This is a genomic window from Streptomyces sp. HM190, assembly GCF_009857135.1.
Lineage (GTDB): Bacteria > Actinomycetota > Actinomycetes > Streptomycetales > Streptomycetaceae > Streptomyces > Streptomyces heilongjiangensis.
Genome location: NZ_CP047318.1, coordinates 1277448 through 1304199 on the forward strand (window position 1 = coordinate 1277448; position 26752 = coordinate 1304199).

The window sequence follows — 26752 nt, forward strand, 5'->3', positions numbered from 1 at the left end:
ACCAGTTTGTCTGGGAATCACGGTCTGACTGTCCACTCGAATGCACCTGCCGGGGACGGGGAGGGATGAGAACTTGTTTCGAGCCAAACGAGTTGCCCCATAGTGGGCCGGAACTATCCGTTTGGCAAGGGGCTGTGGAAGATCCTTTCGCGGACGCGGGGCTCTTTTTCGCAGGACCGCGACTCAGGCGGCCGGCCGGTCGGCCGCGTCCCGGCGTACGAGCCGTACGAGCCGTACGACGACCGACGACGTGGGGGTGTTGCTGAGGTCGGCGGTCCTGTCCAGGCGTACCGGGACGTCGGTCCCGGCGAAGTACGCGGCCCGGCAGCCGCGGGCGGTCGGGTGGGACACCACCCGGAAGTCGGGCGCCACGCGGACGGCGCCGTCGGGGCACTCGCCGACCCGGTCGACCCGGTCGGCGTCGGCCGGCCGGAGAGCGGCGAGGTCGTCGGGGTGGAACGACGGCCGACAGGGTCGGTCCGGCACCTGTTGGGCGGCCGCCGTGCCGCCGCGACGGGAGGACGGCGGGACGCAGGCCGCGCACTCCTGGGGCGGGCCCACGCTCAGACCGCTGTCGCCGGCGTTCTCCGGGGGCCGGACGCCATCGGTGGCATGCCGCGTTCCCGTCTACTCGTGCACCGTGACGGCCTGCAGCGGGCAGACCTCGGCGGCCTCGTACAGTTCCTCGGCGCTCTCCTCGGCCACGTCGGCCACGTAGACGTCGGTGGCCTCCGAGCGCAGGGACAGACGCCCCTCGTCGTCCAGCGCGAACAGGTGGGGGGCCGCGTACACGCACTGGCCGTGGTCCTGGCACTTCCTGAGGTCGACTTCGACCTTCATGACGGCTCCTGCCTCTCGAAAGGGTCGGGGATCAGCGGAAACGGACGGGGAGGTGGGTGATGGTGCGCAGGAACTCGGTGTGCGCGTAGGCGGGCCGGCCCGCGAGCTCGACACCGGAGAACCGGTTGACGATCGAGCTGAAGACGATGTCGGCCTCCGCGCGGGCCAGGACCTGGCCGGCGCAGCCGTGCATGCCGGAGCCGAAGGCCAGGTGCTGGCCGGCGGCGAGGGGGCGGGTGTGGTCGAAGGTGTCGGGGTCGGCGAAGACCTCGGGGTCGCGGTTGGCGGAGGCGATGAGCAGGGCCAGCGCCTCTCCGGCCGGGACGGTGGTGTCGCCGATGACGGTGTCCTGCGTGGTCAGGCGCACCACCATCGACTCCGGCGTGTCGATGCGCAGGATCTCGTTGATGATGCCGGGCCGCGCCTCCGGCTCGTCCCGGTAGGCGGCGAACAGCTCGGGGCGCTGGGTCATCAGCCAGATGCCGTGGTTGATCAGGTGCTTGACGTCGAGGTGGCCCACGGCGAAGAACAGGAAGATCGTGTGGACGACCTCTTCCTCGGTCATCCTGCCCTCGTCCTGCGCGGCGATGAAGGCGTCGATCAGTCCCTCGCCGGGGTGGGCCCGCTTGTCGGCCACGAGCCGGCGGATGTGCTCGGCGAACCAGCCGAACGCCTCCGTGGTGGCGCGGGCCTCCTCGTCGTTGCCGCCGGGGCCCAGGCTCAGCCCGATCTCGTAGGTCCTGCGCTGGATGGTGTCCATCTCGGTCGGCTCGATGCCGAAGATGTGGCAGGTGGTGTCGAAGGCGCACTTCAGGGAGAGGCCGTCGGCCGCGTCCAGGGTGCCGTCGCCCTTCTCGACCTCGTCGAGCACGGCCTCCACGGAGGCACGCATCACCGTGGACCACTCCTCGACGGCCTTGGGCGTGAACCAGCGGTTGGTGATCCTCCGCAGCCGCGTGTGGTCGGGGGCGTCCTTGCCGAGCATGGTGTGGTGGATCGGGGCGGCCGGCCCGAAGTCGAGCCGCTGCACGCTCAGGGTGGGGTTGCGGATCAGCCGGGCGATGTCCTCGTAGCGGGAGACGACGTACAGGCCGAGCGGATGCCGGTAGACGGGGTGCTCCTCCCGCAGCCGCGCGTAGTACGGGTACGGGTCCGCGCGGAAGCCGGGGTCACGGAAAGGCAGCAGGTCCTCGGTGGCGGACGCGGGTCCGGCGGTGGTGACGGTCATGGTGTGGCACTCCTCGTATCGGGCGCGAGGCGGAGGGGGAGCTCGGGAGGGGAGGAAGAGACAGGGAGGGGCGATCGGGGCCCCGCTCCGGTCGAGAATTATCCACTCGGATAGTTTCGTCAATACCTCGCGGCCCGCATATCGACTCTTCACGCAGCCGGAAGCGGACGAGCCCCCGTCGCATGGCGACGGGGGCTCGTCCTGACCTGCCGTGACGGCAGGGATGGTGAGGAGGTGACTACTCTGCGCACACGGGCGGCCGGGTCAGCAGGGACCGCAGCTCCTTCAACGCGGCCTCCGTGACGTCCGGTTCGTCGAGCACCAGCTGGTGCAGCACGAGGCCCTCCAGGGCCGCGAAGACGAGCCGGGTCAGGGCAGGGCTGGTCCCTTCGGGCAGGCTGCGGGACAACTCCCTCTCCGTGGCCTGGAAGTACTCGTCGTACAGTGCGCGGATCTGCGGCAGCAGCTCGGGCCGGCGCCGGGATTCGAGCATCAGCTCGTACTGGAAGGTCTGCAGGGCCGGCTCACGGGTGACCATGTCCGCCAGCCCCGCCGCGAAGTCAGCGATGTCGCCCGTGCCCGGTTCCAGGGAACTCGTGCTCGCGCTGGTGCGCACCGCGTGTTCGAGGGCTGCCTCGATCAGCGCGTCGCGCGAACCGAAGTGGTGGACCACGAGCCCGTGCGTGACACCCGCCTCCTCCGCGACGGCACGATAGGTGAGCTTGCGCAGCCCGCCACGGGCCACCACGCGCACGGCCGCGTTGAGCAGGGCCTCACGGCCGGTCCCGTAGTCCACACGCTTGCGGGGCCTGGCGGGCGGCTTCTGGACGGAATCGCTCATGCACGCGACCCTACCCGTACGCCGGGGCCGGCAGAGCGCCGCAGGGGTCACCGCTTCGGGGGGCGGATGCCGCGGAACTCCCAGTCGCCGCCGAGCGCGGTGGACAGCACCTCCTCGGACTCGGTGGGCTGCGCGCCGACGTCGCCGCGGATCAGGGTGGGGCCGGTGACGATGTGGTTGGTGAGCCGGCCGAGGCCCTCCACCTCGACCTCGACGACGTCGCCGGGCTGCACGGGCCGGGAGTTGGCCGGTGTGCCCGACAGCAGTACGTCGCCCGGGTACAGGGTGATGGTGCGGGCGATGTCGGCGACGAGGTAGTGCATGTCCCACTGCATCTCGTCGGTCGTACCGTCCTGGACGACCTTGCCGTTGACGTAGGTCCTCAGGCTCTTGCCGCGGAAGTCCCAGTCGGTGACCAGTCCCGGACCGAGCGGGCAGAGGGTGTCGGAGCCCTTCACCCGGAGCATGGAGCCCGCGTCGGTGTCACGGAAGTCGTGCAGGCCGTAGTCGTTGGCGACGGTGTAGCCGGCGATGTACTCGCCCGCCTCGGCCGGGGAGATGTTCCGCGCGGTTCTGCCGATGACGATGGCGACCTCGCCCTCGTAGTTGAGCCACTTGCAGCCCTCGGGGCGGACGATCGCGCCCCGGTGGGAGTTGAGGGCCGAGGTCGGCTTGTGGAAGTACGTGGGCGTGTCCGGCAGTTCGATGCCGAACTCGTCGACCCGGCTACGGTGGTTGAGGTGGACGGCGATCACCTTGGACGGCACCACCGGAGGCAGGTGCTGTGCGTCCTGGGTCTTGACGCGGCGGCCGTCCCCGGCGACGAGTTCTTCCCCGTCGACGGTGACCTGGACGGCGGCGCCGTCCAGCAGGATGCGGCGGTACTCAGGCATGGGTGGACTCCAGGGAGGTGGTGGTGGGGCTGCCGGTCCAGCCGCCCTCCGGGCGGTCGAACCAGAGGTGAACCTGGCCGGTGCCGATCGAGTTCTCGTACTCGCCGTACTGTCGGGCCCTGGCGACGCAGGCGCGCTCGCCGAGGGCTCCGGCCATCATCAGGTAGTGGAAGAACTTCGCCTCCGGCTTGTACTTCCAGAACGCGTCCATGGTGTCGAGGACCTTGTCGTGACGGCCCTCCTTGAACCAGGCGATCCGCTCGAAGTCCGCCGCGCGGGCCTCGGGCGTGAAGATGTGCACGGGGTCGCTGGCCTCGTGGTCGCGCAGCTCGCGCAGGGGCCAGAAGGTGTGCGACAGTGCGCCGGAGGCGATCAGCAGCACGCGCCGGCCCGGGGTGGCGGCGATACCGTCCGCCAGGGCGCGGCCGAGCCGCAGGTGGTCCTCCATGTCACCGGTCTGGCAGACGCCGGTGGTCACCCACCGCTTGTCGGGCAGGCCCTCGCCGAGGAACTTCCACAGGTTGATGGTGGCGTAGTAGATCGGCAGGTACTCGTCGTCGATCGCGGTGATCCAGGTACCGTGCTTGTCCGCGAACTTCTCGATGTTGGCGGCGAGTTCGGGGTCGCCGGGGAAGTCGTACGGCATCCGGCACATCCCGCGCGGCAGTTCCTCGGAGGTGAACAGGCCGGCCCGGCGGGCTTGCGCGGTGACGACGAACTCGACGGTGGTGGCCCAGTGGGAGTCCAGGACGACGACGGTGTCGTAGTCGTCGCGGGCGAAGACGTCCTCGCGGAGCTGGTGCAGGCCGGTGACGAGGGTGATCTCCTTGCCCCCGTTGAGCTCCAGCCGGGCCTCCTCGGGCAGCACGATGGTGGGGACGTGGGCGAGCAGGCCCGCCCCGACGATCTCACCCATGGTCCTTCCATCCCTTCGGGGCGGTGACGGTGTTCTTGACGTCGCAGTAGAAGTCGAAGCTCCAGGTGCCGCCCTCGCGGCCGACCCCGGAGAGCCGGGAGCCGCCGAAGGGGGCCTGGAGGTCGCGGACGAAGAAGCAGTTCACCCACACCGTGCCCGCGACCAGCCGCGCGGTGACCCGCTCGGCGCGCTCCGGGTCGCCGGTGACCACGGTGGCGGCCAGTCCGAACCGGGTGCCGTTGGCGAGCCGGACCGCCTCCTCCTCGTCGGTGAAGGTCTGGAGGGTGAGGACCGGTCCGAAGACCTCCTCCTGCACGATCTCCGCGTCCGGGGCGACGTCGGTGAGCAGGGTCGGCGCGTAGTACTGGTCCTCCTTGCGGTGGCCGCCGATCACCGCACGGGCCCCGGCGGCGAGCGCCCGCTGCACGAACCCGTCGATCTTCTCCAGCTGCCGGGGGTGGATGTTGGGCCCGATGTCGGTGGCCTCGTCGCGCGGATCCCCCTGCTTCAGCGCGCTCGCCCTCTCGACGAACCGGCGCGTGAACTCCTCCGCGACCGGCTCCTCGACCAGCAGCCGGGTGCCCGCCAGGCACACCTGGCCGGCGTTGTCGTACTGCTCCACCGCCAGGTCGACGGCGAGGTCCAGGTCCCCGTCGGCGAACACCAGCAGCGGCGACTTGCCGCCCAGTTCGAGGCTCAGGGGCGTGAGGTGCGCGGCAGCCGACTCCGCGATGCGCTTGGCCGTGGGCACCGAACCGGTGAAGCTGATGCGGCGCACGTCGGGGTGCGAGGTCAGCGCGTCGCCGATCTCGGAGCCGTACCCCTGGACGACGTTGAGGACACCTGCCGGCAGCCCGGCCTCGGCGGCGATGTCGGCCAGCAGGGAGGCCGTCAGCGGCGACCACTCGGCGGGCTTGAGGACGACCGTGTTCCCGGCGGCGAGGGCCGGCGCGACCTTCCAGGTGGCCAGCATGAGCGGGGCGTTCCACGGGGTGATCAGCACGCAGGGGCCGGCCGGGTCCCAGCTGACGTGGTTGGTGTGCCCGCGGGTGTCGAAGTCCTCGTGGTCCAGCTGGAGCAGCCAGTCGGCGAAGAAGCGGAAGTTGTGCGCCACGCGCGGCATCACGCCGCGGCGGTGGGAGCGCAGCAGGGCCCCGTTGTCGGTGGTCTCGACGATGGCGAGCTCTTCGATCCGCTTCTCGACCCCGCCGGCGATCGCGTGCAGGATGCGGGCGCGTTCCGCGCGGGAGGTGGCGGCCCAGGCGGGGAACGCGGCCTTCGCGGCGGCCACGGCGGCGGCCGCCTCCGTGGCCGTGCCCCGGGAGATCTCGCCGATCGTGCTGCCGTCGATGGGCGAGACGTCCGGGAACGTCCGGGTCGAGGCGACGCGTTCGCCGCCGATCCAGTGCCGGGCGTCGACGGCGACCCCGGCCACGGTGATGGTGTGTTGGCTCATGCTCTGTTCCTCCGGTCTCGCGAGGTGGTGGGGGTCTACTCGGCGCCGGAGGTGCCGGATTCCAGCAGCCGGCCGCCGTCCCAGACGACGCCGACCTGGCGGTAGTAGGCGGCGATCGGCTCGCGGATCTCCAGGCGGGCCAGCTCCTCGGTGGGTGCTTCGAACAGTTCCAGCTCGGCGTCGCCGCGCCATGCCTGTCCCGCCTCGAACGACGCGGCACCGGACTCGATCAGCTCGTCCAGGGCCAGGCCCTTGCCCTTCTCGATGGAGGGCAGCCAGCGGTGGTGGGCCATCGGATGGGCGTTGACGAAGCCGTTCGTCTCCGACGGCTCGCGCAGGGTGACCACGGTGTGGGCGAGGCGCCGGTCGGCGGCGGCGAGCGTCGCGCCGAAACGGGCCCCCGCCTCGATGCGCGGCGCGGGACCGTACGGGTGGGGGCGGGTCTGGTGGATCGAGCCGAGCTTCTTCGGGTAGCCCTGGTGCAGTCCGCGGGCGATGGCGAAGTCCTTGTCGACCCAGATGTAGACGCAGCGCGAGTAGGTCTGTCCCCGGTACCTGCAGCGGACGACCGCGAAGGCCTCCTTGTACTGGGAGAGCACCGGGTCGAGCAGTTCCGCGCCGGACGCCGAGCAGGACTGCCAGTCGGCCCAGATCAGCGCCACCGCGCCGGGGTCCTCGTCGGCGAGTTCCAGGGGCTCGGGAAGCAGCTCACGCACGCGCGCCGGGTCGGTGCGGTACTCGACGGTGAGCAGGTCCCCGGAGTAGCGCCAGGGCGGCGAGGGGATCAGCGACGAGGCTCCGCTCGCCGTCTTGGGGGAGAAGAATCCACGAACAGGGGTCATGATCAGCGAGATCCTTGGGCGGTGAGGGCGGGCTGCTTGAGCAGTTCGGCGCGGTATCGGGCCGCGGCGGCCGCCGCGGCCTGGCCGCCGAGGGCGACGACACCGGCCAGCCGGCCACCGGAGTGGTAGCCGACGACGACGTCACCGTCGAGATCGCCTTCGAGCACGCGCACGTCTTCCTTGCCGAGGACGGGCGCCCCGAAGGACTGCAGGCGGAAGTCGTGCTGGTCGCTCCAGAAGGTGGGCAGCGGCGCGAACGGGGAGAGGACGTGGTCGGCACCGGTCAGGCCGGCGACGAGGGTCTTCGCCGCGTGCTTGGCGGTGTCCGTGGGGATGCACCAGTGCTCCACCCGGCGCGGCAGACCGTCGTAGCGGGCGTTGGGGAAGCGGGCGACGTCACCGACGGCCACCACGTCGGGCCGGCCGCCGACGCGCAGGTGCTCGTCGGTGAGCACGCCGTCGCTCAGGTCGAGACCGTTGCCGTCCAGCCACTCGGTGTTGGCGACCGAGCCGACCGACTCGACCACCACGTCGGCGGGCAGGACGGTGCCGTCGCCGAGCGCGACGCCGGTGACGTGGTCGTCGCCGGTGAAGCCCGTCACGCCCGTGCCGAGGGCGAAGCGCACGGCGCGTTCCTCGTGGCGCCTGAGCAGGGCCTTGGCGAGGAGCTCGCCGAGGGGACCGACCATCGGCAGGGGCAGCGGGTCGACGACGGTCACCTCACGGGCGCCCAGGGCGAGGGCGGTGGCGGCCACCTCGCAGCCGATGAAGCCGCCCCCGACGACGACCACGCGGGCTCCGGGCCTGGTGAGGGCCTGTCGCAGGCCCTGCGCATCGTCGATGGTGCGGACCGTGTGCCGGCCGACGAGCGGGCCGGGGCAGCGCAGGCGCCGGGGCCGCATTCCGGTGGCGACGACCAGGCCGTCGTACGAGAGCGCCTCGCCGTCGTCGAACTCGACGGTGTTCTCCGCGAGCCGCGCGGCGACGACCCGGGTGCCCAGGCGCCACTCCGCGTCGGCCACGCTCGCCCGCGGGCGGAAGGCGAGGGACTCGAAGGGGGCCTTGCCGGCCAGGACCTCCTTCGACAGGGGCGGCCGGTTGTAGGGCATGTGCGGCTCGTCACCGACGAGCGTGATGGCTCCGGTCCAGCCGGCGGCCCGCACCTGCTCGGCCGCGCGCAGGCCGGCCATGGAGGCGCCGACCACGACGATGCGTGCGTTCATCATCAGTCCTCGATGCGGATGGCCTGGAGCGGACACACGTCGGCGGCTTCCTCGACCTCGTCACGCAGCGCGTCGTCGGGGTCGGACACATAGGCCAGGTGGCCGCTGTCGTCCATGGAGAAGACATCGGGGGCGGCGAAGACGCACTGGCCGTGGTCCTGGCACTTGTTCATGTCGACGACGACCTTCATGGCCGGTCCTCCTGAATGTGCGGGCGTCGGGGCGGGGGCGAGGGAAGAAGAGGGGCCCGGCCGCTGTCTGCCGGGCCCCGGCCAAGGGTCCGGTGACTGACCGGACCCTTACTCATTTGGCTTCAAACAACATAGGAAGCCACCCACCCCTGGTCAATACCTATCCATGCGGATAATTTTTTTCCGACCCCCCTTGCGAGGCGCCCGCAGCACCCATACCGTTTGGCACCAAACAAATTGCCCGTGGGTCCCCACTCCGCACCGGCCTCTGACTTCCCTCGCCATCCACCCCAAGCGCCCGAGGAGACATCGGTGAGCGCAACCCCAACCCCCAGCCTCCGTCAGCACATGCAGCGGCTCGCCGCCGAGGGCATCGACGTGGTGCGCGTGACCTATCCCGACCTCATCGGCACCGACCGCGCTCGCGACATCCTGCTGGACCACCTGCCGTCGGCCTGCGACCACGGCCTGGCCTTCTGCCGGGCGGTCTACCACACCAGCCCCGTGGGCGACGTGGTCCCCGTCTCCGGAGGTCTGGACGCGGGTCTGCCCGACATCACCGTGCGCCCCGACCTGGACAGCCTGGTTCCCCTCCCCTGGGAACCGGGGGTCGCCGCCTGCCTCGCCGAAGTCACCGACCCGGCCACCGGTACGAACGCGCCCGAGTCACCCCGCGATCTGCTGCGCACCGTGCTCGACCGGTGTGCCGAACACGGGCTGCGTCCGGTGGTCGGCCCCGAACTCGAATACTTCCTCTGCGACGAGGCCCCTGCCTCCCCGAGCGGCTGGCAGCGTTACTCCGGCGCCGCCGGCGTCGTCTACACCGCCGGTCTGCGCGCCGACGGCGACAACCACCTGCTGCGCACGCTGCGCCTGCTGCGGGACATGAACATCGGCGCGACCAGCGGCAACCACGAGTTCGACGGCGGCCAGTTCGAGATCAACCTCACCCACTCCGAGGCACTCTCCGCCGCGGACCGCGCCTTTCTCTTCAAGGCCGCGGTCAAGGAGCTGGCCCGGAAGGAGGGGAGACTCGCCACCTTCATGGCCAAGCCGTTCAACGACGCGGGAGGCTCCGGTTTCCACCTCCACCTGTCCTGCGACAACGACGAGGGCGGCAACGCCTTCGACGATCCCGCCGGGCCGTACGGGCTGTCGTCCACCGCCCGGCACGCCGTCGCCGGCATCCTCGCCCATGCCCCGGCACTGGCCGCGCTGGCGAACCCGACCGTGAACTCCTACAAGCGTTTCGGCCCGGACACCCTCGCCCCGTGGCTCATCGACTGGGGCCTGGACAACCGCAGCGCCATGGTCCGCATCCCGCCCGAGCGCGGCTCCGGCGCCCGGCTCGAACTGCGCCTCGGTGACGCGAGCGCCAACCCCTATCTGCTGATCGCGGGCACGATCGCCGCCGCGCTGCTCGGGGTGCTGGCCGGCGAGGAGCCGCCCTCCCCATTGGAGGGGTACGGCTACGACACCAGCAGGGCCGCCGTGCTGCCCATGAGCCTGCCGACCGCGCTGGACGCCCTGGAGGCGGACACCGAACTGACCGACGTCCTCGGCAAGGAGTTCACCGCGTCCTTCCTCTCCTACAAGCGCAACGAGACCGAACGCTTCCACCGGCACGTCACCGACTGGGAGTTCACCGAGTACGCCTACCACCTGTGACGACTGGGAGCCATCCGATGACGACCGAGACCCCGACCGCCGCCGTGCACGAACCCCTGCCGCTGGCGGACGTCAACCTCGCCGACCTGGACAACTTCACCGACGGGATCACCCCGTGGCGCATGTTCCACACCCTGCGCCACGAGGACCCGGTGCACTGGCAGCCCGAGGAGGCCCCCAACTCCGGCTTCTGGGCGGTGACCCGGCACGCCGACATCGCCCGCGTCGACCGCGACGCGGAGACCTTCACCTCGACGAAGTTCGTGAACCTCGAAGAGGTCGACGAGGACCAGATCAAGACGCGTGCCTCCATCCTGGAACTGGACGGCATACGCCACCGCGCGCTGCGCAGTCTGCTCCAGCGCCAGTTCGGCGCGACCGTCATCAACAGCTACACCAACTTCCTGCGCGGCCTGACCGCCACCACGCTGGACGCGGCGCTGGCCAAGGGGACCTTCGACTTCGTCAAGGAGGTCTCCGCCGACTTCCCCATCAACGTCCTCGCCCGGCTCCTCGACGTACCGCCGGAGGACAACCAGCAGCTCATCGACTGGGGCAACCGCATCATCGGCAACACCGACCCCGACTACGCCGACGTCCTGCTGGACAGCGCGGAGAGCGAGCAGTACCGGCACCTGCCCTTCCGCTCCCCCGCCTCGCTGGAGGTCTTCGAGTACGGCCGCGAACTGGCCCGGCAGCGGCGCGGCGGCGACGGCACCGACCTGGTGTCCCGCCTGGTCAACACCACCCCCCGGGACGGGGTGCCGCTCTCCGCGCAGGACTTCGACAACTACTTCCTGCTCCTCGTCGTGGCCGGCAACGAGACCACCCGCCACACCATCACCCACTCCATGCTGGCCCTCCTCCAGCACCCCGAGCAGCTGGCCCGCCTCCAGGAGGACCCGTCGCTGATCCCGGTCGCGGTCGAGGAGTTCCTGCGCTGGGCCTCGCCCGTCTACCACTTCCGCCGCACCGCGACGCGCGACGTGGAACTGGGCGGCAAGCACATCAAGGAGGGCGAGAAGGTCGTCATGTGGTACGCCTCCGGCAACCGTGACGAGGAGGTCTTCGGCAACCCGTACGACTTCGACGTCACCCGCGCCGACAACGACCATGTGACCTTCGGCAAGGGCAGCCCTCACCTGTGCCTGGGCAACCTGCTGGCCCGCACCGAGATCCGCATCATGTTCGAGGAGCTGATCCCGAGGATCGCGGACATCCGTCTGTCGGGCGAAGTCCCGCGCGTGCGCTCCAACTTCGTCAACGGCATCAAGAAGCTGCCGGTGGAGGTGACCCTCGCCTGATCACCCGCCTCGCCTGCCGCACCCGCCCGCACGACTGCGGCAGGCGAGGCACCCCGTCCGGACGAGCGCTCCCTCACGTCCGCCTTCGCAGACGCTCGGCCCTCGTCGGCGGACGCGCCCGGCGGAGCAGACCCCTGAAGACAGGACGTCGTTCGGCGGGCGGTTCGACGGTCACGTCCTCGCCCCCGAGCGGTTGCAGCACGTGGCGACGGATCAGTTCCTCGATCGGCGAAACGGTGGTGGCGGACGCGAGGGCACCGGTCGGAGGCGTCCACGCGTCGGAGGCGTCCACGCGTCGTAGCCGCTCCGCGGCCCGGGCGCGTGCCGACGGGTACGGCGCTCTCCTGGTCCGCGGCCCAAGCAGCGTTACGCCGGGGCGCGCCGACCTCGGGATCGACAGGTCCGAGACAGCTTCACTTGACGCGATCGTGATGCCGGACAGACCAAGATGGGCCCCTGTCTGAACGTTCAAGCACGCCGTGGCCGTATCCATGGGCGAAAGTGCAAAGCGATCTCGGAGGGATTCGTCCGCATGAGCAGCGAAACGATCACACCCGCTTCGGAACCTGCCCGTCGCACGATGATGGCGGCGGCCGGTGTGGCGGGGCTCGCCGTCGCGCTGACCGCGTGCGGGTCGGGCGACGACTCGTCCGGCTCGTCGGGCTCCGGCAGCGACGCGAGCGGTTCCGCGAGCGGCGGCAGCACGAGCGGGGGCGGCACCGGAGGCGACGACGCGGCGTCGGGCGGCACCGAGCTGGCCAAGACCAGCGACATCCCGGAGGGCGGCGGCAAGATCTTCGAGGACGAGAACGTGGTGGTCACCCAGCCGAAGGCGGGCGAGTTCAAGGCGTTCTCCTCGACCTGCACCCACCGTGGCTGCGCCGTGAAGACGGTCGCCGACGGGGTGATCAACTGTCCGTGCCACCAGAGCAACTTCTCGATCGTCGACGGCAGCGTGAAGAGCGGCCCGGCGACGGAGGCACTGCCGGCCAAGGAGATCAAGGTCAGCGGGACGTCGATCACGCTGGCCTGACGCCCCCGGGACGCTCAGGTCCGCCGCCCGGCCCGTTCGACGCAGGCCAGGACCTCGGCGGTGGTCGCGACCGTGGCGACCAGCGCGAGGGTGTGGCGGATCATCGCGGGGGTGTAGTCGGCAGGCACCCCCGCGATGGCGTCCCCGGGTACGACGACGCGGTAGCCGAGGTTCACCGCGTCGAACACGGCGTTGGGCACGGCCACGTTGGCGGAGACGCCGACGACGATCAGGGTGCGGCAGCCGAGGTTGCGCAGCAACGCGTCGACGTCGGTGCCGGCCAGCGGGGACAGCCCGTGCAGCCGCCGGACGACCAGGTCCTCCGCGGCGACCTCGATGGGCGGTGCGACACGTACGGCCGCGGTTCCCGTGAGCTGCCGTACGGGCAGCCGCGCCGCGGCCCGGAAGAGGCGGGCGTTGTGGTTGGCGCCCCGCCCGTCGGGCCGTCGCTCGGCGACCGCGTGCAGGACCTGGACCCCGCTCGCGTGGGCGGCGGCGACGAGCCGGGCCACGTTCGCGAGCGCCCCCGAGGAGCGGGCCGCCTCGGCGAGTTCGGGGAGGGCGCCGTCCGGTCCCACGACGCCCTGTTGGCACTCCACGGTGAGCAGCGCGGTGGTGCCGGGGTCGAGGAGTCCGTCCAGCTCCCGCTGCCTCTTCGGCTCGTGCGCGTTCGACGGCATGGTGTCCCCCAGGGTTTCGAGCGAGGTCGAGAGCCGGGCGGGCGACCGGCGGCAACGGGTGCCGGTGACCGGGGCGGGCGAGCGTAACGCCTCTTGCGCGGGGACGGAAGACGACCCATGCTCATCTGATCCCACGTCAGAGGAGAGGAATTCCATGGCCGTCACTCAGCGCAGGGGCCGGAAGATCATGATGGAGCCCGGCGAGCTGGACGCGTTCCTGGGCGCGCAGCGCACCTGCCGGGTCGCGACGGTCTCGGCCGACGGCGCGCCGCACGTCAGCCCGCTGTGGTTCGTCTGGGACGGCACCTCGCTCTGGCTGTACTCGATCACCCGCAGCAAGCGCTGGTCGGAGCTGCGCCGCGATCCGCGCGTCGCCGTCGTGGTCGACGCGGGCGAGGACTACGGCGAGCTGCGGGGGGTCGAGCTGTCCGGCACCGTCGAGGTGGTCGGCGAGGTTCCCCGCACGGGCGAGCCGCTCGCCGAACTGGTGGAGGTGGAGCGCCTGTTCGCCCGCAAGAACTTCGACATCGACGACATGCCGCACGACGGCCGGCACGCCTGGCTGCGCCTGACCCCGGACGCGATCACGTCCTGGGACTTCCGCAAGCTCGCTGCGCAGTGACCGGGGCGTGCTCACCGGGACGCCGACCGACCAGCCGAGCACCCGGCGGACACACTCCGCCGCTGGCACATCCACGCGGGAAGCACGAGGAGCAGGACGGATGACGAACAGGACGGATGAAGAGCGCCCGGCATGACGAGCGCCCGGCATGAGAGCGGAAGACCGTCCTACGTCCCGTACGCGGCCCCGGCCGCCCTGAGTGCCTCGACGGCCGCCCTGATGGACGGCCTGCGGTCCGCGTCGGCGCGCCATACGGCGTAGACGCTGCGGTGGACCCGGTGCCGTACGGGCACGGTGCGCACCCCGGCAGGCATCGGGTCCCGTCCCAGCCGAGGCGCGATGCACACGCCCAACCCGGCTGCCACCAGCGCGAGTTGGGTGTGGTGCTCACCGGCCCGGTGGGCGATGTGGGGCTCGATGCCGTTCGCGCGCAGGGTGTAGAGCAGCCATTCGTGGCAGAACTCGCCCTCGGGCCACGCCACCCACGCCTCGTCCGCCAGCTCCTCCAGGTCGATGTCGTCCCGCCCGGCGAGCGGGTGGTCCTCGGGCAGGGCGACCTCCACCGGGTCGTCGAGGATCGAGGCGCGGGCGAGTCCCTCGGGCACGGGCAGCGGTTTGTTGTACCAGTCGAGGACGACGGCCAGGTCGGCGTCGCCCCGCACCACCGCGTGGATCGCGAGTTCCGGCTCCAGCTCCCGCGACCGCACCCGCAGCGCCGGATGATCGGCCCCGAGCGCGCGGAAGACGGCGGGGAACAGCCCCCGCACCGCCGTCGGGAACGCGGCGAGCCGCAGCTCCCCGACGACCTGGCCCCGCTGGGCCTCCAGGTCGGACTGGGCCAGCTCGACCTGGGAGAGGATCCGCGCCGCGTGGTCGGCGAGGAGCCGTCCTGCGTCGGTGAGCCGCACTCCGCGGCCGTTCTTGGCGAGCAGTCGCTGCCCCACCTCCCGCTCCAGCTTCGCCATCTGCTGGGAGACGGCGGACGTGGTCACGTGCAGGCCGTCCGCCGCACCGCTGACCGAGCCGTGCCGGGCGAGGGCGTCGAGGGTGCGCAGGCGCTCCAGGTTCAACATGTAAGTGATGCTACGAGAATCAGCTCATGAAATCTCGCTTGTGCTACGAGATCCTTGCGGAGCATGGTGTCAAGCATGACCACGGCGACGCCCACCCGAGCCCCTTCCCCTGTCTCCGCGGAGCGCCGCACCACCGTCGACTGGCGCCTGCGTTTCGGCTTTCTCTCCCTGATCTGGGGCTTCAGCTTCCTGCTGATCAAGGTGAGCACGGCGGCCTACGCGCCGTTCCAGGTGACCTTCGGGCGGCTGGTCTTCGGCACGCTGGTCCTGGCGGCGGCGATGGCGGTGAAGCGTCAGCGGCTGCCGCGCGGCGCCCGCACATGGGGGCATCTGACGGTGGCGGCGCTCCTCCTCAACGCCCTGCCGTTCTCGCTCTTCGCCTACGCCGAGCTGACGATCCCGTCGACGCTCGCCGGCATCTGCAACGCGACCTCCCCGTTGTGGGGCATGGCCCTGTCGCTGGTGGCGCTCTCCGAGGACCGGCCGACGCGGGTGCGGGTCGCCGGTCTGGGCCTCGGCTTCCTCGGTGTACTCACCGTCCTCGGCGCCTGGCAGGGCTTCGACGGCCTCGACCCGAGGGGCACCGCGATGGCCCTGCTGGCTTCCCTCAGCTACCCGATCGGCTGGATCTACGTCCGCCGCACCCTGGCCGGCACCGACCACTCCCCGCTCTCCCTCACGGGTGCCCAGCTCCTCCTGGCCACCGTCCAACTCGCCGTGGTCACACCGCTGTTCACGAATCTGCCGAGCCACTTCCCGGTTGTTCCCCTGCTGGCCGTGATCGCGCTGGGCGCCCTCGGCACGGGAGTCGCCATGCTTGTCCAGTACGGACTGGTCTCCGAGGTCGGCCCGACGACCGCGCAGATGGTCACCTACTTCATCCCGGTCATCGCCACGGCCGCCGGCGTGGTGCTCCTCGGTGAATCCCTGACCTGGTCGACCCCGGTGGGCGCGGCGATCGTCCTGGCGGGCGCGGCCCTGACCCAGGCGAGACCCCGCACCTGAGACGACCACGGCCGACGGTACCCGGGCCCGCGGACGGCACTCGCGGTCCGGTGCTGACGCCCGCGCCTTCACGCCCCTCTCCCCCCACGGACGTCACCCGCGCACCTCACCCACGCACCTCACCCGCGCACCCGTCCCGTCCCGTCCCGCGCACCGGACCCGTCACGCGTACCCGCCCGCCACCCCCGGCTCCACCGCGGAGGCCACCGCGTCCGCCACTTCCTCGATCTCCTCCTCCGTGAGTGTGGAGACGGTGATCCTGATCCCTTGCGGCGCGTTCATCCGGAAGCGGGCGCCGGGGGCCACGGCCCAGCCGGCGTGCAGGAGGCGGGCGACCGCGCCGGTCTCGTCCGGGACGCGGATCCACACGTTCATCCCGCTGGAGCCGCACGCCTGGACCCCGCGCCGGGCGAGCGCGGCGATCAGCGCGTCCCGGCGGCGCCCGTACGCCGCCGCGACGACCGGCGCGTCCACCACCCCGTCGGCCCACAGCCGGACGACGGCACGCTGCACCAACCGGCTCACCCAGCCGGGTCCGAGCCGCTGCCGCCCCCGGACCCGGTCGAGGGTGGCGGCGTCCCCGGTGAGTACGGCGAGCCGCAGATCGGGGCCGTACGCCTTGGCGACCGACCGCACGAAGGCCCAACTGCGCGTGACACCGGCCAGGGGACGGAGGGGCTGGTCGACGATCCGGTACCCGTGGTCGTCCTCGACGAGGAGGGTCTCCGGGTACTCCCCCAGCACGGCACGCAGGGCACGCGCGCGTTCGGCGCCGACGGCAGCGCCGGTCGGGTTCTGCGCCCGGTCGGTGACGATGAGGGCGCGTGCCCCGCCTTCGAGCGCCTGGCGTACGTCCTCGGGGAGCGGCCCGTCGTCGTCGACGCCGACCGGCACGATCCGCAGCCCCAACGCCGGAACGAGGTCGAGGACGCTCCCCCACCCGGGGTCCTCCACGGCCACGGCGTCCCCGGGTTTGAGGTGCACGGCGAGCACCCGCTCGATGGCGTCCAGCGAACCGGAGGTGACGGCGACGGGCCCGTCCGGCACCCCGTCGGCGTCGAGATCGGCCCGGGCGATCCGCGCCAGCTCGGGCTCGACGGGCCCGGCCCCGTACAGCACGGGCTCGCGGTCGCCCTGCTCGGCGGCGGCCCCGAACGCGCCAGCGAGGGGCGGGAGCAGCGCGGGGTCCGGATTGCCGTCGGCGAGGTCCCGCACGCCTTCCGGCACCTCGACCCGGATGCACTCGCGCCCGGTGGTGGCGGGCCTCGGCCGCACCCGGCTGCCCCGCCGCCCGGCGGTCTCGATGACCCCGCGCTCACGCAGGGTGCGATAGGCGGCCGCGACCGTGTTCGGGTTGACCCCCAGCCGAGCCGCCAACTCCCGCAGAGGAGGCAGCAGTTGTCCCGGATTCAACTCCCCGGCCCCCACCGCGCGTTCGACGCTGGCCGCGATCTCGGCTGCGCCCCGACCAACGATCGTATATTCTCCTAGCACAAAGCCAAGTATGCACTAGTGCAATGGAGAGCGCAATGACGGGGACCCCGCAGTCGACGACACCGACACCGGCCGCCTACGCCGCCACCGACCGCACGGTCCCCACCCGGGCCCCGCAGCGGGCCTCGTACGACAAGGAGGTGGTGCACGCGATACTCGACGAGGGGTACGTCTGCCACCTGGGCTTCGTCCGCGACGGCGCGCCGGTGGTGCTGCCCACGCTGTACGGCCGGGTCGGCGAGACCCTGTACGTGCACGGTTCGACCGGGTCGCGTCCGCTGCGGATGACGGGGCAGGCGGACCCCGGCCTCCGGGTGTGCCTGACGGTCACCCACGTGGACGCCCTGATCCTGGCCCGCTCCGGCTTCCACCACTCGATCAACTACCGCTCCGTGGTCGTGCACGGCACAGCCCACCAGGTCACCGACCCCGAGGAGCGGCGGATCGCCCTGGACGCCCTGGTGGACCACGTCGTCCCCGGCCGTTCCCGGGACTCGCGGCCCGCCAACGCCAAGGAGTTCGCCGCGACGTCCGTGATCAGGCTCGACCTGAACGAGGTCTCCGCCAAGACCCGCACCGGAGGCGTCAACGACGAACCCGAGGACCTCTCCCTCCCCCACTGGGCCGGCGTCGTCCCCCTGCGGAAGGGCTACGAGGCCCCGATCCCGTCGCCCGACCTGGCGCCCGGCATCGAACTCCCCGCGTACCTCAAGGGTCTGTGATGCTGATCCACCCCTGGGACGCCCCACGCGACGACAGCGAATGGAGGCTCTGGCTCGCCGCCCGCGACTTCGGCCAGCTCGCCGTCAACGGCCTGCCCGGCGAGCCGCCCCACGTCCAGCCGCTGCACTTCTCCTACGACCCCGACGTGGGCGAACACGGTGTCGCCCTCGCCCATCTGGCCCGTCTCAACCCGCTGTGGCCGGCGCTGGAGGCCGCGCCCGACGTCGTCCTGAGCGTGGTGGACGACTACGTCTACATCCCCGGCCCCTGGCAGGCACCACCGGACGCCCCACCGGAACACGGCACTCCGACCAGCTTCTACGCGGCCGTCCAGCTCCGTTGCACGGCCCACGTCGTCGACGACCCGGCGGAGAAGGCCTCTCTCCTCAACCGCCAGCTGGCCCACTTCCAGCCGGAGGGCGGCTCCGCCACCGCGGCCGCCGACGAGGCGCCCTACGGCCGTCTCCTCCCCGGCATCCGGGGCCTGCGCCTCGAAGTGACCTCCGTACGCGCCAAGTTCAAGTACGCCGCCCACCGCCCCGAACCGGTTCAGGACCGCGTCGTGGCCGGCCTCTCGACCCGAGGCGGCCCGCACGACGAGGCCGCACGCAACCACCAGCTGAACCGCAGGGGCATCTGGCCACCGTCGAGTTGAACCGGCCCGGAGGGCGAGTGAAGGCCGAAGGGTGCATGCCGCGTCTGAAGGACGAGCAAAGCCGGGGGGACGAGCAAAGCCGAGGGGGCGAGCAAGGGCCGGGGGCGGTTCAGGGCTGAAGGGCAGGTCAGGACCGACGGTCGGATCAAGGCCCTGAGGCCGCCATCGCCGCTCGGCCCGCTCAGCCCGCTCAGCCCGCTCAGCCCGCTCAGCCCCCTCGACCCGCTCCCCGCTCTCCTCTCCCCGTCCCCGTCCCCGTCCCCGTCCCCGTCAACGCCGACCGGCGGCCACCTCGTCCCGCTGGACGCTCTCCCCGCCGGACGCCACCACGTCGGCCGCTCCGACCGACCCCTTCTGCGGCACGGACCGCTGCGCCACGAACGCCCCCACCAGGACGACCACCCCGCCGATGACCTGCGGCGCCGACAGATGCTCGCCGAGCAGCACCCAGGCGAGCACGGTCGCGATGACCGCCTCCAGACACGCGACGACGCCGGCGACCTGCGGGGACAACCGCCGTACACTCACCACCCCGGTGACGTAGGCGAGAACCGTGGCGATCAGCACGACCCACCCCAGCAGCAGCCAGGCCGGCACCGGCCGTCCGTCCATCTGGGCGTTCCCCGCGAGCACCGGCCAGTCCATGCCCCAGGGCCGGGCCACCACGGTGAGCACCGCCGTGCCGACGAGCAGTCCGTAGGCGATGACACCGAGAGGGTCCGGCGCCTCGTCGCCCTCGTCACCCCCCTGGTCCGAGAGGACGAAGTAGCCGACCTGGCAGCAGGCGGCGCCGAGCGCGAGCAGCAGGCCCAGCAGGTCGAAGCTCAGCCCCGCCCACACCTCGACGACGCAGGCGAGTCCCCCGACCGCGAGGACGACCCCGGCGGCGGCGGTCCGGGTCACCGGCCGCCGCTGCACGAACCGGACCCAGCCGAGCACCATCGCCGGGGCGAGATACTCGACGAGGAGGGCGACCCCGACGGGGATCCGGGATATGGACGCGAAGTAGAAGGCCTGCACACCGGCCACGGCGAGCAGCCCGAACCCGGCGAGCAGCGCGGGCCGCCGCCGCACCAGATCCCGGTGCCGCACGGCCAGCGGCAGCATGACCAGCGTGGCGCCCGCGACCCGCAGCCACACCACGTGCAGCGGGTCGAGCCCCGCCTCGATGAGTGGTTTGGCCGCGGGCCCGGACCCGCCGAAGGCGAACGCGGACACGAGCGCGAGCCCCAGTCCGACGCGCCCACCCTGCACCTTGCTGCTCTGAGACGTATGCACCGGCACATGATGACAGGCGACAACAGGAGCGTCACCCCCGATGCTCCTGTCTCATCGCTCGGACGCCCGACGAACCCTCAGCGCTCCCCTCTCCGCCCGCACCCGTCAGAGGTCGCTCCGGGTCCCCGCACTCCACAGTCCCGTGCCCCTGACATCGACACCGGCATACCCGAGGACCTCCACCGCCCGTGACGCCGGCGCCGAGACGACCGCGGCGAGCAGATCGATCCCGTGGGCCCGGTCGGCACCGCGCCGCGCGGCCCGCTCGTACGCCTCCGCCATGGCCCGGGCCGCAACCGGCGACCAGCCCGACACACCCGGTGCGACGGGCCCCGCCCCCGAGTCCTCGACGCCGGTCTGCCAGCGCAGCCCGTATCCGATGCTGCGCTGCACGAGATAACCGAGCAGCCGGGCGATCTGCGCGGGCTCGAAGGCGGCCCGCACCTGCGGGTCGGCCTCCAGGAGGGAGTGCAGCAGATGAGCCGTGTCGATCTGCCGGTCCCCGTCCCGCAGCGCCCGTCTGCGCGCGCCACCGACCACCGAGGCCAACTCGTCCGTGAGCCCGCTCTCGAGCTCCGCGTGACACAGGCCGTCACCGACGGCCTCTTGCCGGGGAATACGGGATCGCACGCCTTCCACCCCATCAGCCACGGGGGGCGGACGGCATCCACGAAAGGAACCATCTTCGAGTCCCACACAGGTTGCGTACGACCGACCCCCGCCTCCTCCCTACGGATGAGACGCGACACTGACCACGCACTGACCCACGGAGGCTTTCTGACAGTTCATCAGTATTGAATGTTCCGGCCCTCGCCGCTACGTTCCGCGACACCACCGTCCGAGACGAAGGGGTTGTCGCATGGCCGATGTCAGCGCGGAGGCACGCATCGAGGCACCCGCCGAGCAGGTCTGGGCCCGCCTCGTGGACTGGCCGTCGCACGGCGAGTGGAACACGACCCACACCGGCTTTCCCAAGGGCGGCCCGCGGACGCTCGCGGTGGGCGGCACCTTTCAGGAGAACCTGAAACTCATGGGCTTCCCGGCAGAGGTCGTGTGGACCATCGCCGAGCTGGAACCGGCCAGGGTGCTGGCCATCCGCGGCAAGGGACCCATGGCCGTCGACCTCGCCACCCGCTACACCCTCACGCCTGACGGCGACACCACCACGGTCCGCATCGACGGGAGCTTCACCGGAGCGGCCGTCTCCCTCATGGCGGGCAAGCTCAGGGACTCCGCGACGGCCGCCCTCAACGAGTCCCTGCGCAAACTGGACGCACTGGTGAAGTGAGACCGCCGCACGACTCCCGCCCCCACACGACGCGCGCACGCCCCGCAGACCCGGACACGGAAAGCGCCCCGCGGAACCACTCCGCGGGGCACCCCCAGCCACACCGAGGAGGACCTCACCCGGGCCCTCGCCTCGGAGGACCCGAACCGGGACCCGCGCCGCCTCAGTCCTCGTCGGCGAGGATCAGATACAGCTTCTTGCGGGCCTCGTTGATCACTGCCAGCGCCTTGTCGCGCTGGTCCTTGTCGCCGGTCTTCCAGACCTGGCCGAACGCCTCCATCAGACCGAACCCGGCCTGCCGGATCTCGCTCAGCGCCTCCCAGTCGACGCCACGCGAAGCCTCTTCCCAGGGAGCTTCGGGCCCGTCCTCGGCCGCGGTTCGGCCTGCCTCCGTGAGCGAGAACAGCTTCTTGCCGCCCTCGGTCGCGCTGGCGATCAGCCCCTCGTCCTCCAGCAGTTGGAGGGTGGGGTACACCGAGCCGGGGCTGGGCTTCCACGCCCCGCCGCTGCGCTCGGCGATCTCCTGGATCATCTCGTAGCCGTGCATGGGCCGGTCCTTGAGGAGGGCGAGGATCGACGCGCGTACGTCTCCGCGCCGCGCCCTCCCCCGGGGACCGCCCCGGCCTCGCCCACCCCAGGGTCCCGGACCGAAGGGTCCGAAGGGTCCGGGGCCGCCATGGCCCGGACCGAAGGGTCCGAACGCGGCACGCGGCGCCTCACCGTCACCCCGGCCGAACGGATGGCCACCACCGCGGCGCCCATGCCCCCGCTCGAATCCGAAGCCCTGTCCGTAGTCCTGTCCACGGGAACGCATCACGATCACTCCATTCCATCGTTGATCTGTCGCGATGCTTCAACGATATATCGGAACCTGTCGTGGGACAACCCCCTTCACCGAGCGGACCCGTCCAGCGCCCAGTGGAGTCGGCGGGGCGGCCGGAAAATCCCGGTCGTTGCGGGCACGGTCCCGGAATACTGGCCGTCACCCCAGCCCTCGAGAGAGACGGCCGATGCACGACGACCAACTGGACGTGACGACCGACACCGTCGCGACCCTGATCCGCGACCAGTTCCCTCGGTGGAGCGACAGGGCGATCCGCCCTGTGGCGTCGACCGGGACGGTCAACGCGATCTTCCGGCTCGGGAACGACCTCTCCGCGCGTCTCCCCCTGCGTCCGGCGGAGGCGGCCGGGGCGTGGGACGTCCTGGAACGGGAGGCCCGGGCGAGCGCGGAGCTGGCCCGGGTGTCCCGCTTCCCCGTCCCGGAACCCGTCGCTCTGGGACAGCCCGGAGCGGGTTACCCGATGCCGTGGTCGGTCCAGACATGGATACCGGGAACGGTCGCCTTCGACGCCGACCCGAGCGGGTCGGAGGCGTTCGCCGAGGACCTCGCGGCCTTCATCGCGCCCCTCCGGAAGGCGGACACGCGGGGGCGGCCCTTCAGCGGCGAGGGGCGTGGCGGTGTACTCGCCGACCACGACGACTGGATGGCGAAATGCCTCGCGGAGAGCGAGGGCCTGCTCGACGTGCCCCGGCTGCGCCGGGCGTGGAGTCGTTTCCGGGAACTGCCCCGTTCGGATGCCGACGTGATGAGCCATGGCGACCTGATCCCCGGCAACGTCCTGGTCGCCGGAGACCGACTGGCCGGCGTACTCGACACGGGTGGCTTCGGCCCCGCCGACCCCGCACTGGATCTGGTGAGTGCCTGGCACCTGTTGCGGCGAGGCCCGCGGGACGTGCTCCGGCGGACACTGAGCTGCGACGACCTGCAGTGGGAACGCGGCAAGGCGTGGGCGTTCCACCAGGCGATGGGCCTGGTCTGGTACTACGTCGACAGCAACCCCGCGATGAGCGAGCTGGGGCGCCGCACCCTCGACCGTGTCCTGGAGTCACTGGAGTCGCAGCAGTAACCGGAGCCACCCGAACCACCGGAACCACCGGAGTGACGGTGCCCCGATCACCGGATCCAACGACCGGTCCAGTGCCCGGCGATTGGCCTTGGCCCGCGCCGTCACCGGCCCCCTAGCGTCGTCCCATGCGCATTCGTATCGTCGACGCCTTCACCGACCGCCCCTTCCACGGCAACCCGGCCGGTGTCCTCCTCCTCGACTCCTTCCCTGACGACGCCTGGCTCCAGAACGTCGCCCGCGAGGTCAACCACGCCGAGACCGCCTTCGCCCACCCGCTCCCCGAGGGAGGCGAGGCGGACTGGGCGCTGCGCTGGTTCACCCCCGTCGCGGAGGTGGACATGTGCGGCCACGCCACCCTGGCCACCGCACACGTGCTGGCCTCCACGGGCTCGCACGAGGGCCCGGTACGGTTCGTCACCCGCAGCGGCGTCCTCACCGCGACGCCCCGGCCGGACGGCTCCCTCACCCTCGACTTCCCGACCGCGCCCCTCACCCCGGTCACCGCCCCGGACGGCCTCGCCGAGTCCCTGGGCGCCGCGCCGCTCACCGTGCTCGACACCGGCCCTCACGTCGGGGACCTGCTGGTGGAACTGGCGGACGAGAAGACGGTCCGCGGTCTCACCCCCGATCTGCGGGCCCTCGGCCGCCACTCCCGACGCGGTGTCATCGCCACCGCCCGCGCCGAGGACCCCTCCGCCGGCCACGACTACGTCTCGCGCTGCTTCTTCCCCAACCTCGGCATCGACGAGGACCCGGTCACCGGGAGCGCGCACACCGCCCTCGCCCCGTTCTGGTCCGAGCGCCTCGGCACCCCCGTCCTCACCGGTCTCCAGGCCTCCGCCCGCTCGGGCCACGTCCGCACGGAACTCCACGGCGACCGCACCCTCCTGAGCGGCCGAGCGGTCACGGTGATCGACGGCGAACTGCTGGCCTGACAGCACCCGCCAAGGCCGTACGGAAACCACGTACGAACACCACAGGGGCGTACGCGACCCGCCGTACGCCCCTGCCCGCGCCCTGGTCACGGAGCCCTCGTCCCCGTCATGGCGCGCTCGCCCCCGTCACGCCGTCGGCAGCCACCCCACCTTGCCGGCGAGCAGCCCGTATCCGACGAACGCCCCGATGTCGAGCAGCGAGTGGGCCACGACCAGCGGACCGACCCGTCCCCACCGCCGGTACAGGAAGACGAACACCACACCCATCACCACGTTGCCGACGAACCCGCCGATGCCCTGGTAGAGGTGGTACGAACCGCGCAGCACCGAGCTGGCGGCCAGCGCGCCGCCCGGGGACCAGCCCAGTTGCTGGAGCCGGCGCAGCAGGTACCCGACCACGATCACCTCTTCGAGGACCGCGTTCTGGATCGCGGAGAGGATCAGCACCGGGTACTTCCACCACACCTCCGGCAGCGCCTCCGGCACCACGGTGAGGTTGAAACCGAGGCCGCGGGCCGCCAGATAGAAGGCGATGCCCGTGCTGCCGATCACGGCGGCGATCACCGCACCCCTGCCGAGGTCGAACCACGGCTTCGTACGGTCGAAGCCGAGCGTCCGCAGCCCCGCGCCCTCCCTCATCAGCAGGTGCGCGACCAGCGCCACCGGCACCAGGGCGGTCGTGATCCCGAACAGCTGCCATGCGAGGTCCAGCCACGGGCGGCCGGGCGCCGCCGAGGCGTTCATGGTGGCCGCCTGGTCCTTCAGCCCGCCCGGCCTGGTGACCGAACCGATGAAACTGATGAGCGCGGACACCCCGCTCGCGCCGAGCGAGAGGCCCAGCACCAGCAGGGTCTCGTCCCTGAGTATCCGCCGGGTCGGCCGCTCCCACGGCAACGCACCGTCCACCGGCTCCGCCTGCCCCTGCACCCACGCCTCCACTGGTCCGTTCCCACCGAAGGACCATCATCGCCTGCGGCGCCACGGAACTTTCCGGGGGCGTACGTCCAGAGCGCGAGCCACGAGCCGAGCCGGCCCCGGGGACCCGTCCCGTCAGCCCGTCGGCACCGGCTCCGGCAACCCCACCGGCCAGGTGTGGACCGGCTCCCCGACGTGCATCAGCTCGCAGTACCGCCGTGTGGTGGCGGCCAGCGCCGCATCCCGTCCAAGGCCCTTGGCCAACGCCTGGTGGAACGTGTCGACCTGCCAGGAGGCTCCGTTGACCCGCCGCCGGCAGCGCTCCTCGATCACCCCGAGGTAGAAGTCCCGGTCGACCGGCTCGACACCCCACGCGTCCAGCCCCGCCTCGGCCAGCGGCAGCAGTTCCTCCCGTACGAGGTTGACGGCGTCCACCGACCCCACCCCGCCGTACCGGCCCCGACGCGGCCACTGCAACCGCGCGTCGATGCCGTGCCGGCACGCCTCGTCGAAGTTGGCGGCCGCCGCCTCGAACGGCATCCGCGTCCACACCGTCCGCGACTCCTCGGCGAGGGCGCGCACGACCCCGTAGAAGAAGGCGGCGTTGGCGATGACGTCGGTGACGGTCGGCCCCGCGGGCAGCACCCGGTTCTCGACCCGCAGGTGCGGGACCCCGTCGGCGATGCCGTACACGGGCCGGTTCCAGCGGTAGACCGTGCCGTTGTGCAGGGTCAGTTCCGCGAGTTTGGGAACGCCGCCCGCGTCGAGGACACCGAGCGGATCCTCGTCGTCACAGATCGGCAGCAGCGCCGGGAAAAAGCGCAGGTTCTCCTCGAAGAGGTCGTACGCCGAGGTGATCCACCGCTCCCCGAACCAGGTGCGCGGCCGCACCCCCTGGGCCTGGAGCTCCGGGGGCCTGGTGTCCGTGGACTGCTGGAACAGCGGCGGCCGCGACTCACGCCACAGCTCGCGCCCGAAGAGGAACGGCGCGTTGGCGCCGATCGCGACCTGCGCCGCCGTCACCGCCTGGGCCGCGTTCCACACGTCCGCGAAGCGCTCGGGGGTGACCTGGAGGTGCAACTGCACTGAGGTGCAGGCGGCCTCGGGCGCGATCGACTTCGAGGTGCACACGAGCCGCTCCACCCCCTCGATGTCGAGGGTGAACTCCTCACCCCGCGCGGCGACGATCTGATCGTTGAGCAGGGTGTAGCGGTCGCCCGCGGAGAGATTGGACGACACCAGATCGTCACGGTCGAGGGTGGGCAGAATACCGATCATCACGATGCCGGCGTCCACCTCCCCGGCCTTCCGTTCGGCGTACGCCAGGGACGTCCGCAGCTCCTCGGAAAGCTGGTCGAATACCCGGCCACCCAGCCGGTGTGGAGCGATGTTCACTTCCAGATTGAACATGGCGAGTTCTGTTTGGAAATCTCGGCTCGCAATCCTTTCGAGTACTTGCGCATTCATCATTCTCGGCAGACCGTCCGCCCCGACGAGGTTCAGCTCGATCTCCACGCCCATCAGGTTCTTGGGGCGGTCGAACCGCTTCTCCTCCAGCAGGCGCTCCAGTCCCGCCAGGCACTGCCGCAGTTTGTCACGGTAGAGCTGACGGTCGGACAGGCCGAACGACCCCGCCACGACCTTCTCCCCCATCGAAGCGTCCCTCCTCGGATGGGCAGGCCGACGAGCCGGCCACGACTGCGGTTCACGGATGATGATGCCCAGGCAGAGCCGCCGAT

28 protein-coding genes are annotated in these 26752 nt (G+C 71.5%); 10 read left to right on the top strand and 18 right to left on the bottom strand.

The genetic code is table 11. From position 1 onward, the window contains the following. Positions 1-183 precede the first annotated feature (183 nt). From GSY65_RS34635 to GSY65_RS05075, 10 genes are all read right to left on the bottom strand, one after another. The gene (locus tag GSY65_RS34635) at positions 184-561 is read right to left on the bottom strand and encodes a hypothetical protein (RefSeq protein ID WP_159766156.1); all 378 of its coding nucleotides are present in this window, start codon (positions 559-561) and stop codon (positions 184-186) included. 66 nt (positions 562-627) lie between these two features. Next, a complete protein-coding gene (locus GSY65_RS05035) occupies positions 628-840 on the bottom strand; it encodes a ferredoxin (RefSeq protein WP_159766157.1) in 213 nt (70 codons plus the stop codon). A 31-nt stretch (positions 841-871) separates the two neighbouring features. Next, positions 872-2068, bottom strand: coding sequence for a cytochrome P450 (locus tag GSY65_RS05040; protein WP_159766158.1), 1197 nt, complete (start codon positions 2066-2068; stop codon positions 872-874). A gap of 238 nt (positions 2069-2306) precedes the next feature. Further along, positions 2307-2909, bottom strand: coding sequence for a TetR/AcrR family transcriptional regulator (locus GSY65_RS05045; RefSeq protein WP_159766159.1), 603 nt, complete (start codon positions 2907-2909; stop codon positions 2307-2309). Positions 2910-2956: 47 nt separating this feature from the next. Further along, positions 2957-3802, bottom strand: coding sequence for a fumarylacetoacetate hydrolase family protein (locus GSY65_RS05050; RefSeq protein ID WP_159766160.1), 846 nt, complete (start codon positions 3800-3802; stop codon positions 2957-2959). Next, positions 3795-4718 (bottom strand): 3,4-dihydroxyphenylacetate 2,3-dioxygenase, encoded by a 924-nt coding sequence (locus GSY65_RS05055; RefSeq protein WP_159766161.1) that lies wholly within the window; start codon positions 4716-4718, stop codon positions 3795-3797. The genes GSY65_RS05050 and GSY65_RS05055 overlap by 8 nt, the downstream gene beginning before the upstream one ends. After that, positions 4711-6174 (bottom strand): aldehyde dehydrogenase, encoded by a 1464-nt coding sequence (locus tag GSY65_RS05060; protein ID WP_159766162.1) that lies wholly within the window; start codon positions 6172-6174, stop codon positions 4711-4713. Before GSY65_RS05060 ends, GSY65_RS05055 begins: the two co-directional genes overlap by 8 nt. 35 nt (positions 6175-6209) lie before the next feature. After that, a complete protein-coding gene (locus tag GSY65_RS05065; protein ID WP_159766163.1) occupies positions 6210-7016 on the bottom strand; it encodes an acetoacetate decarboxylase family protein in 807 nt (268 codons plus the stop codon). A 2-nt stretch (positions 7017-7018) separates the two neighbouring features. Continuing rightward, complete coding sequence (locus GSY65_RS05070) at positions 7019-8239, bottom strand: NAD(P)/FAD-dependent oxidoreductase (protein WP_159775631.1); 1221 nt, start codon at positions 8237-8239, stop codon at positions 7019-7021. Positions 8240-8241: 2 nt separating this feature from the next. Next, positions 8242-8430 (bottom strand): ferredoxin, encoded by a 189-nt coding sequence (locus GSY65_RS05075; protein ID WP_126396150.1) that lies wholly within the window; start codon positions 8428-8430, stop codon positions 8242-8244. Positions 8431-8778: 348 nt separating this feature from the next. Here GSY65_RS05075 and GSY65_RS05080 point away from each other — a divergent pair, with 348 nt between their 5' ends. From GSY65_RS05080 to GSY65_RS05090, 3 genes are all read left to right on the top strand, one after another. Beyond that, a complete protein-coding gene (locus tag GSY65_RS05080) occupies positions 8779-10098 on the top strand; it encodes a glutamine synthetase family protein (protein ID WP_443043286.1) in 1320 nt (439 codons plus the stop codon). 17 nt (positions 10099-10115) lie between these two features. Then, positions 10116-11402 (top strand): cytochrome P450, encoded by a 1287-nt coding sequence (locus GSY65_RS05085; RefSeq protein ID WP_159766165.1) that lies wholly within the window; start codon positions 10116-10118, stop codon positions 11400-11402. 532 nt (positions 11403-11934) lie between these two features. Then, complete coding sequence (locus GSY65_RS05090; protein ID WP_159766166.1) at positions 11935-12435, top strand: Rieske (2Fe-2S) protein; 501 nt, start codon at positions 11935-11937, stop codon at positions 12433-12435. A 14-nt stretch (positions 12436-12449) separates the two neighbouring features. Here GSY65_RS05090 and GSY65_RS05095 read toward each other — a convergent pair whose 3' ends face one another. After that, the gene (locus GSY65_RS05095) at positions 12450-13115 is read right to left on the bottom strand and encodes a cysteine hydrolase (RefSeq protein ID WP_159766167.1); all 666 of its coding nucleotides are present in this window, start codon (positions 13113-13115) and stop codon (positions 12450-12452) included. A gap of 154 nt (positions 13116-13269) precedes the next feature. Here GSY65_RS05095 and GSY65_RS05100 point away from each other — a divergent pair, with 154 nt between their 5' ends. Further along, positions 13270-13737, top strand: a complete 468-nt coding sequence (locus GSY65_RS05100; RefSeq protein ID WP_159766168.1) for a pyridoxamine 5'-phosphate oxidase family protein — start codon at positions 13270-13272, stop codon at positions 13735-13737. Positions 13738-13904: 167 nt separating this feature from the next. Here GSY65_RS05100 and GSY65_RS05105 read toward each other — a convergent pair whose 3' ends face one another. Then, positions 13905-14810: a LysR family transcriptional regulator gene (locus tag GSY65_RS05105; RefSeq protein WP_159766169.1), complete on the bottom strand. Its 906-nt coding sequence runs from the start codon at positions 14808-14810 to the stop codon at positions 13905-13907. Between the two features lie 75 nt (positions 14811-14885). Between GSY65_RS05105 and GSY65_RS05110 the strand changes: the two genes are divergently transcribed. Continuing rightward, positions 14886-15815 (top strand): DMT family transporter, encoded by a 930-nt coding sequence (locus tag GSY65_RS05110; RefSeq protein WP_159766170.1) that lies wholly within the window; start codon positions 14886-14888, stop codon positions 15813-15815. Positions 15816-15977: 162 nt separating this feature from the next. Here GSY65_RS05110 and GSY65_RS05115 read toward each other — a convergent pair whose 3' ends face one another. Next, complete coding sequence (locus GSY65_RS05115; protein ID WP_159766171.1) at positions 15978-17309, bottom strand: aminotransferase class I/II-fold pyridoxal phosphate-dependent enzyme; 1332 nt, start codon at positions 17307-17309, stop codon at positions 15978-15980. A gap of 35 nt (positions 17310-17344) precedes the next feature. Between GSY65_RS05115 and GSY65_RS05120 the strand changes: the two genes are divergently transcribed. Together GSY65_RS05120 and GSY65_RS05125 are read left to right on the top strand one after the other, a co-directional pair. Then, complete coding sequence (locus GSY65_RS05120) at positions 17345-18031, top strand: pyridoxamine 5'-phosphate oxidase family protein (protein ID WP_159766172.1); 687 nt, start codon at positions 17345-17347, stop codon at positions 18029-18031. Then, positions 18031-18687, top strand: a complete 657-nt coding sequence (locus GSY65_RS05125) for an FMN-binding negative transcriptional regulator (protein WP_159766173.1) — start codon at positions 18031-18033, stop codon at positions 18685-18687. Before GSY65_RS05120 ends, GSY65_RS05125 begins: the two co-directional genes overlap by 1 nt. A 270-nt stretch (positions 18688-18957) precedes the next feature. On the opposite strand, the gene GSY65_RS05130 is transcribed toward GSY65_RS05125, so the two are convergent. Both GSY65_RS05130 and GSY65_RS05135 read right to left on the bottom strand, forming a co-directional pair. Further along, the gene (locus GSY65_RS05130) at positions 18958-19971 is read right to left on the bottom strand and encodes an EamA family transporter (protein WP_159766174.1); all 1014 of its coding nucleotides are present in this window, start codon (positions 19969-19971) and stop codon (positions 18958-18960) included. Between the two features lie 99 nt (positions 19972-20070). Continuing rightward, on the bottom strand, positions 20071-20595 hold the full coding sequence (locus tag GSY65_RS05135) for a Clp protease N-terminal domain-containing protein (RefSeq protein WP_159766175.1): 525 nt from the start codon (positions 20593-20595) through the stop codon (positions 20071-20073). A gap of 229 nt (positions 20596-20824) precedes the next feature. Between GSY65_RS05135 and GSY65_RS05140 the strand changes: the two genes are divergently transcribed. Continuing rightward, positions 20825-21253 (top strand): type II toxin-antitoxin system Rv0910 family toxin, encoded by a 429-nt coding sequence (locus GSY65_RS05140; RefSeq protein ID WP_159766176.1) that lies wholly within the window; start codon positions 20825-20827, stop codon positions 21251-21253. Between the two features lie 163 nt (positions 21254-21416). On the opposite strand, the gene GSY65_RS05145 is transcribed toward GSY65_RS05140, so the two are convergent. Then, entirely contained in the window at positions 21417-22067 is a 651-nt protein-coding gene (locus GSY65_RS05145; protein WP_079049566.1) for a PadR family transcriptional regulator, read from the bottom strand. Between the two features lie 196 nt (positions 22068-22263). Between GSY65_RS05145 and GSY65_RS05150 the strand changes: the two genes are divergently transcribed. Together GSY65_RS05150 and GSY65_RS05155 are read left to right on the top strand one after the other, a co-directional pair. Next, complete coding sequence (locus GSY65_RS05150; RefSeq protein WP_159766177.1) at positions 22264-23163, top strand: aminoglycoside phosphotransferase family protein; 900 nt, start codon at positions 22264-22266, stop codon at positions 23161-23163. 125 nt (positions 23164-23288) lie between these two features. Next, positions 23289-24098, top strand: a complete 810-nt coding sequence (locus tag GSY65_RS05155) for a PhzF family phenazine biosynthesis protein (RefSeq protein WP_159766178.1) — start codon at positions 23289-23291, stop codon at positions 24096-24098. A gap of 126 nt (positions 24099-24224) precedes the next feature. On the opposite strand, the gene GSY65_RS05160 is transcribed toward GSY65_RS05155, so the two are convergent. Together GSY65_RS05160 and GSY65_RS05165 are read right to left on the bottom strand one after the other, a co-directional pair. Further along, on the bottom strand, positions 24225-25025 hold the full coding sequence (locus tag GSY65_RS05160; RefSeq protein WP_159766179.1) for a CPBP family intramembrane glutamic endopeptidase: 801 nt from the start codon (positions 25023-25025) through the stop codon (positions 24225-24227). Between the two features lie 123 nt (positions 25026-25148). Further along, a complete protein-coding gene (locus GSY65_RS05165; protein ID WP_159766180.1) occupies positions 25149-26666 on the bottom strand; it encodes a glutamate--cysteine ligase in 1518 nt (505 codons plus the stop codon). Between the last annotated feature and the right edge of the window lie 86 nt (positions 26667-26752).

Coding starts and splice junctions, on each gene's coding strand:
- GSY65_RS05035 (WP_159766157.1), bottom strand. CDS start 840: ATGAAGGTCGAAGTCGACCTCAGGAAGTGCCAGGACCACGGCCAGTGC.
- GSY65_RS05040 (WP_159766158.1), bottom strand. CDS start 2,068: ATGACCGTCACCACCGCCGGACCCGCGTCCGCCACCGAGGACCTGCTG.
- GSY65_RS05045 (WP_159766159.1), bottom strand. CDS start 2,909: ATGAGCGATTCCGTCCAGAAGCCGCCCGCCAGGCCCCGCAAGCGTGTG.
- GSY65_RS05050 (WP_159766160.1), bottom strand. CDS start 3,802: ATGCCTGAGTACCGCCGCATCCTGCTGGACGGCGCCGCCGTCCAGGTC.
- GSY65_RS05055 (WP_159766161.1), bottom strand. CDS start 4,718: ATGGGTGAGATCGTCGGGGCGGGCCTGCTCGCCCACGTCCCCACCATC.
- GSY65_RS05060 (WP_159766162.1), bottom strand. CDS start 6,174: ATGAGCCAACACACCATCACCGTGGCCGGGGTCGCCGTCGACGCCCGG.
- GSY65_RS05065 (WP_159766163.1), bottom strand. CDS start 7,016: ATGACCCCTGTTCGTGGATTCTTCTCCCCCAAGACGGCGAGCGGAGCC.
- GSY65_RS05070 (WP_159775631.1), bottom strand. CDS start 8,239: ATGAACGCACGCATCGTCGTGGTCGGCGCCTCCATGGCCGGCCTGCGC.
- GSY65_RS05075 (WP_126396150.1), bottom strand. CDS start 8,430: ATGAAGGTCGTCGTCGACATGAACAAGTGCCAGGACCACGGCCAGTGC.
- GSY65_RS05080 (WP_443043286.1), top strand. CDS start 8,779: ATGCAGCGGCTCGCCGCCGAGGGCATCGACGTGGTGCGCGTGACCTAT.
- GSY65_RS05085 (WP_159766165.1), top strand. CDS start 10,116: ATGACGACCGAGACCCCGACCGCCGCCGTGCACGAACCCCTGCCGCTG.
- GSY65_RS05090 (WP_159766166.1), top strand. CDS start 11,935: ATGAGCAGCGAAACGATCACACCCGCTTCGGAACCTGCCCGTCGCACG.
- GSY65_RS05095 (WP_159766167.1), bottom strand. CDS start 13,115: ATGCCGTCGAACGCGCACGAGCCGAAGAGGCAGCGGGAGCTGGACGGA.
- GSY65_RS05100 (WP_159766168.1), top strand. CDS start 13,270: ATGGCCGTCACTCAGCGCAGGGGCCGGAAGATCATGATGGAGCCCGGC.
- GSY65_RS05105 (WP_159766169.1), bottom strand. CDS start 14,810: ATGTTGAACCTGGAGCGCCTGCGCACCCTCGACGCCCTCGCCCGGCAC.
- GSY65_RS05110 (WP_159766170.1), top strand. CDS start 14,886: ATGACCACGGCGACGCCCACCCGAGCCCCTTCCCCTGTCTCCGCGGAG.
- GSY65_RS05120 (WP_159766172.1), top strand. CDS start 17,345: ATGACGGGGACCCCGCAGTCGACGACACCGACACCGGCCGCCTACGCC.
- GSY65_RS05125 (WP_159766173.1), top strand. CDS start 18,031: ATGCTGATCCACCCCTGGGACGCCCCACGCGACGACAGCGAATGGAGG.
- GSY65_RS05140 (WP_159766176.1), top strand. CDS start 20,825: ATGGCCGATGTCAGCGCGGAGGCACGCATCGAGGCACCCGCCGAGCAG.
- GSY65_RS05145 (WP_079049566.1), bottom strand. CDS start 22,067: ATGCGTTCCCGTGGACAGGACTACGGACAGGGCTTCGGATTCGAGCGG.
- GSY65_RS05150 (WP_159766177.1), top strand. CDS start 22,264: ATGCACGACGACCAACTGGACGTGACGACCGACACCGTCGCGACCCTG.
- GSY65_RS05155 (WP_159766178.1), top strand. CDS start 23,289: ATGCGCATTCGTATCGTCGACGCCTTCACCGACCGCCCCTTCCACGGC.
- GSY65_RS05165 (WP_159766180.1), bottom strand. CDS start 26,666: ATGGGGGAGAAGGTCGTGGCGGGGTCGTTCGGCCTGTCCGACCGTCAG.